Raw genomic sequence first — 3650 nt, forward strand, 5'->3', positions numbered from 1 at the left:
AACACATATGAATAATTGGAACCGAAGCTGTAATTCTTTTAAATCTTTTCCGAAATGAATGCATTGTGGGTCAATAAGTGCTGCTGCCAACGGGGTTTTTCCTTAGTTTTTGTTCACAAAGAATGTTGTTTTATAAGGAGTTCACGATTGCCGCTTCGCTTTAATTCACCTGCAGGAAAAAGTAAGTCGCCGAAGGCAAGGCAGGAATGGGTCTAATGTGTTTTGATTCTTTTGAAATTGCGACAGTTGCTTGTACGGTTTTAATATAGGGTAAGACCTTTAGCTTATCTCAAGCATTTTTTCCCCACAAAAATATTAATTGATCCTAAAACTGAGAATATATATCTGAAAGTCAACAATAAGACAGATAAATATATTTATCAACATTTGAAATCAATATATTATACTTACATAGTCTGACGCATCTGAAGTGATGATAACAACCATATTTAAAGCAAACTTACACCCACACAGATACTCAATAAGCTAAGGTTATTATTTTAATAGCATATTTTTATGACAATTTTATAGTTTATATATAAATTAATCATATATTTACGTTTGTCGATCGATTTTAATACTTCCAATTGGAATTTTTACCGTGCTGTAGGATTGAGGCGTTGCAATTATTAACCCTTAAATTGATTTTGTATGGAATTACCAAACGAACTTCAAACGATCAAACCCGAATTGGATGCCATGAAAAAAGAAGACATCCAAACCTGTAAAATGCCTGTCAGTATCTATTTAGGTGAATGTGAAAGCTTGCATGTGCGCACAAGCCTGGATTTACCATCGCTTGAGGATATTGGCTTTGACCCGCAGCTACTCGACCGGCTGAAGCTATTGACCGATGCCACCCGAACAGCCGAAGCGGCTTGGCAGGAAATGAAATCGGAGCGTGAAGCGGCCAATGATAAATGGAAACAAAATGCTCCTGCTATGTATGCCTTACACGATGAATTAATTGACACACTGGAATTTGCCTATCGTAACGACGATTCCTTGCTTGGGCATGTAAGCGAAATTAAAGAAGGTAACGGACACGCCGATACTATTCAGGACTTAGCACGCATGGCAGTACTTGGCAAGGAAAATCCTGAACCATTGGTAGCCATGAATTTTAATATGGATAAGCTGACGCAAGCCGATACCATGTCGCAAGATATGGCCGACCTTTTGGGCCAGGCCAATGGCTATATGTATGGCGATAACGAATATAAATTGATTCGTGACAAAGCCTACACATTGCTTAACGTTGTGGTTAAAAATATTCGTGACTATGGTCGTTTTGTTTTTCGCGATGATCCCAAGCTTATAAAAGGCTATTCGAGCAAATACGAGCGGGATCGTTTAGCAAGGTATCGCCGTTCTATAAAAGAACAGGAAGATGATGCTTAAATTAATTTAGCAAATACTCTACTCCCCTTCCGTACGCGAAAATAGTTAATGCGTAGCGTACGGAGGGGATGTTTTTGCGTACGCAGAGCATCAAAGACCGTACGGAGAGCATGAGCTGGTGTACGGAAAGCACCATACCTCGTACGCGTAAGGGTATACACCGTATGGAAGCCCATGTTACGAGTACGCAAGGGGTGATTTAGCGTACGGAGCCCCACCTAGACGTACGCTTGGCATATTGGGCGTACGCACGAGGGTATATGTGTAACGAAGCTCCATTAAATGAGGGTTTCAGAGAATTTAGCCAATCGAAAATCACATCATCATTCATAATGATATCTAAATTGGAAATAAATTACGGATAAAGAAATTAACAAGTTCCTTTAATAGCTAAATGTCTATTCACTCGTTTACTATCCAGTATTTTCTTTTTGCCTCCTTACTCTTCACTAATAAGACACTTTTATATTATTCTGCAACTAACATTAATTCCTGTTGCACTTTCTTTCCACTCATGATAGTATTAAAACAACTACCAATCAACATTCCTACAAAAACATCTATCGGATTATCTGATAACTTCTTGTTGTCAACTCTTCCATTTCCATTTCTTAATTCATCTTCAATAAATACCAAAAGAACCCTTTCTGTTAGCTTTTTCTTTTTAAGAATCCTTTTAAAGCGATCTGAAAACCTGCCTATATCATCAATCAATTCTATTGGTCCTAATCTACTCCGATCCTTATTTGTCCAGTTTTTCTGTAAACCTTCAATGTTAATCGCTTCACTATAAGCAATAAATTCGTTAATAAGACTATCTAAACTAGGATCATTTAATTCCTTAAGAATTAAGGAGCTTCGCTCAAATATTTCTAAATCAAGTTCTTTCGCCTTTATATTTTTAGAATTCCCAAAGAAAAAATTCATCTTCCATGAAGTACTTTTATCACGCTTGTCATGATAATTCCTAAGTTCAAATCTAACTCCACTTCCAAATCTTAGACCTGGAATTGCCAGCCAAAATGATCTACTCCATGAATACTTTGCACCCCGGTCATCTGGAGAATGAACAACTGGAGGTTCGTCTGCAACTACAATAGGATTATTGACTTGATTTGGTAATAACACTTCCTTAGCGTTTCTTTCTAACATGCTCTGAGCTATATAGAAAGTCAACACAGGAGGAATTGCATTTCCTATCATTTTTAACTTTCCTCCATAACTTCCACTATAAAATTGATAATTCAAAGGAAATGATTGAAGGCAACCCCTTTCACGAACAGTCAATCTTCTTAGGTTTTTATGATGATCTTCAATTATTATACTTTCTCGTGAAACTCTTGTGCACAATGCTGTAATAGTTCTAGAAGGCCTATCCCATCTATCAGGAAAATTCATTGTATTGTAGACGGCATGATAAGCTTTAGAATCACCATTAATTCTAGCTTCTTCATCACTCAATGGAGCCTCCGCAATATGATCAGTTACATCTTCTTTATTTAATTCGAACCCATAAATTGGATCAACTACCAAATTTTGATTTAATGCTTCTAATACATCTCCCATTGTTAACCTAGGAGTTATTTCTTTATAAGATTCTAATAGATCAAATGGTAATCTACCAGCAATCATCCTTTTTCTTTTCTGAGGAACTCCAAAATCTGATGAATCGTAAACTCGAATTCCATTTTCACTAAATAAATTCCTGAAACGAAATAATGAGCCTCCTTCCTGAATTTCTCGTTCAATTATTTTTGCAACTCTTGGAACGTTTTCCATAGCCCAATATCTAGGATTAAGATATTCGACTACTTCAAGAAACTTGAATATATCTATCATTCCATCAGCAATATCCCCATTTCCACCTCTATTTGCATACGAGAATTGAGTACACGGAGGACTACCGAGAACAAATTCAATTTCATCAGGGTTAGGTAAGTCTTCTAATTGGAGTTCGCGAATATTTACTTCCGAATGTGTCGTTCCAAAGTTTTTATTGTGTGTGTTATTCGCATCTTTCCACCACTCATAAGAAGCTACAACATTAATTCCAGCCATTCTAAAACCTGTTGTCCACCCTCCTATTCCACTATATAAATCAATTGCTGCCATCACTAAATTATTTTACTGCTTGTGTCGATTTTTTAGTTCTTACATAATTGACTTTCTCTTCGGACACTTTTAATATTGTTTCATAATCATCCTCATAAGCAAGAATTGAAGCAATTTCATCACTTAAATAACATTGC

The 3650-nt window shown here is 36.5% G+C and carries 2 protein-coding genes; one reads left to right on the plus strand and one right to left on the minus strand.

Annotated features, from left to right (window positions below; genetic code table 11):
* The first annotated feature begins 651 nt into the window (after positions 1-651).
* Entirely contained in the window at positions 652-1401 is a 750-nt protein-coding gene (locus tag AC4MRQ_RS25315) for a hypothetical protein (protein ID WP_491200521.1), read from the plus strand.
* 468 nt (positions 1402-1869) lie between these two features.
* Here AC4MRQ_RS25315 and AC4MRQ_RS25320 read toward each other — a convergent pair whose 3' ends face one another.
* A complete protein-coding gene (locus AC4MRQ_RS25320) occupies positions 1870-3513 on the minus strand; it encodes a DNA cytosine methyltransferase (protein ID WP_491200522.1) in 1644 nt (547 codons plus the stop codon).
* Between the last annotated feature and the right edge of the window lie 137 nt (positions 3514-3650).

The organism is Carboxylicivirga sp. (assembly GCF_982718395.1).

Bases quoted from the DNA above. Each gene is read 5' to 3' on its own strand.
- AC4MRQ_RS25315 (WP_491200521.1), top strand. From the start codon at position 652: ATGGAATTACCAAACGAACTTCAAACGATCAAACCCGAATTGGATGCC.
- AC4MRQ_RS25320 (WP_491200522.1), bottom strand. From the start codon at position 3,513: ATGGCAGCAATTGATTTATATAGTGGAATAGGAGGGTGGACAACAGGT.